The following is a 1,976-nucleotide window of genomic DNA, read 5'->3' as shown; positions in this document are numbered from 1 at the left end:
GACAATGCAACGTTTAATAAAGGGCGTCGGATACCGGAGCTAGTGGAGGCGGCTAAATGCCGTGTGCTCTATCTACCACCTTATTCGCCAGACCTCAACAAGAKAGAGAAATGTTGGTCGTGGTTGAAAGCCCGCATTCGCCATTGCACGTGAGCAGTTTGATTCTCTCGATGATGCCATGGATTCCGTTCTCCCAGCTTCGTCCTAACCACCTTGACTAATGCTATAACATCCACTACAGCAATTAGGATACGGTCAACTTCCGCACTTATACAACAAATTACCCCAAAAAGCAAGAGGTTTTTGACAAAACTTTACATAGATTTATGTCAGTCTGGCTGTCTGTGATCAGGTGAGCAGATTGTGGTAACATAATAGGATATCCGCTCAGGTTGCAAGACCTTGGGTTCAGAAAAGATCTACTAAAACATGGCGGATCTTGATGGACCTAAAAAAGTAAGCCAAAGTAGTAGCGATAACACTGTAAAAAGCTAGGCTACACCTAAAAGTGCGAGACGTTCAGGCATGAAATAGGGTTGTAATACCCGAAATAACCGCCTGGTGGGGATTTCAGCCCATCGGTTGAATATAAGAACCTCGCTTCTGACCATCCCCATAACTGTTTATATGTCCCGAAGCGAAAAGCAAGGCAGGGAACTCAAGGTCAATCCCACAAAGAAAATCGTAATGCTCAATTACACCATAAGGAGGAGTATTAAAACCACTTAGGCGATTGTGGGAAAGAGTAACGGCGATAGCCACCCCCAGTTTTAGGAATCACAACCCGTCAGATTGAAGCGGGGAACGGAAGGCGTGAGGGAAAACCTATTCCCAATAATCCGACCACTGCCAACCATCCATGACTAAGGAAATCTGAATGTTCCGACTTGAACCATCGTCATTAGCAGGCAGCGAAATAGGTTGACACGCTGCGCCCAAAAGGGTAAGGGGAAAAGTAGGGTTCTTTATATAACACCTACACAGACCTTTAAAGTACCCCGGTGGATAGGACAAGTCTAAAGATGGAATGCCCATATAAACGGAACGTTTTAACCCCTCTTAGGCTCTGATTATCTGGTCGAGATAAACAGTAGTGAAAGTGTAAGCGCAAGCCTATTAGGGGATGAGATGTGACCATAAGCTAACGCCCTGCTGTAATGGCAGGGATATGCTGACAAGTCACGGTTTGATTGTAAAGAATAGAGTCTAGTAGGAGTCATTATGACGAAAGCGAGTTTAAAGAAAGGGTTTGAGAAATCAAAGCCAATCAAGACTACGAGTGTATGGAAAGCTATACCATGGGCGAAAGTTCAACGTAAAGTTTTCAAGCTCCAAAAGAGGATATTTCAAGCAGCTAAATCGGGACAGGACGCAAAAGCAAGAAGGTGGCAACGTCTACTGGTGAAATCATATTATGCCCGACTCTTAGCAGTGCGGCGAGTGACTCAAGATAATCAAGGCAAAAAGACAGCAGGTGTCGATGGAATGAGAGCAATCTCCCCAAGACAAAGACTGGAACTAGCTAAGAGTATCAAAGGAAATCTCAAAGCAAAACCACTGCGTAGGGTGTGGATTCAAAAACCCGGAAGGGATGAAAAATGTCCTCTGGGAATACCCACTATCCAAGATAGAGCAAGGCAAGCCTTGGTAAAGTCGGCACTCGAACCTGAATGGGAATCGAGGTTTGAAAGCAACAGCTATGGGTTCCGACCCGGACGGTCAGCCCATGATGCAATATCCAGAATCTTTCAAAGTATAAACAAAGGAGGTTATTACATACTGGATGCAGGTGCGAGACGTTCGGGTATGAAATAGGGCTGAAATGCCCGAAATAACTATCCGGTGAGGATTCCAGCTCCGAATCTGGATATAAGGAGACCTCTCCTGAGCATCCTCATAACTGATTATATGTCCCGACGCTTAGGTAACTAAGCAAGGCAGGGAACTCAAGGTCATAAACGAACTGAGAAATCAGG

At 45.1% G+C, this 1,976-nt stretch carries 1 protein-coding gene and 1 pseudogene; both read left to right on the top strand.

Annotation, left to right across the window (positions count from 1 at the left end):
- Nucleotides 1-208: pseudogene (locus B9T16_RS28135) on the top strand (transposase); the annotation flags it as partial.
- Nucleotides 209-1,221: 1,013 nt separating this feature from the next.
- Nucleotides 1,222-1,815, top strand: a complete 594-nt coding sequence (locus tag B9T16_RS28130; RefSeq protein WP_410246331.1) for a reverse transcriptase N-terminal domain-containing protein — start codon at nucleotides 1,222-1,224, stop codon at nucleotides 1,813-1,815.
- The last annotated feature ends 161 nt before the right edge of the window (nucleotides 1,816-1,976 follow it).

Source organism: Arthrospira sp. PCC 8006 (assembly GCF_046480465.1).
GTDB classification, from domain to species: Bacteria; Cyanobacteriota; Cyanobacteriia; order Cyanobacteriales; family Microcoleaceae; genus Limnospira; species Limnospira platensis.
The sequence above is the reverse complement of the archived record's forward strand: the minus strand, read 5'-3'. Positions and strand labels throughout refer to the sequence as shown.

What these genes read in the sequence shown, in the direction of transcription:
- B9T16_RS28130 (WP_410246331.1), top strand. Translation starts at nt 1,222, where the DNA reads ATGACGAAAGCGAGTTTAAAGAAAGGGTTTGAGAAATCAAAGCCAATC.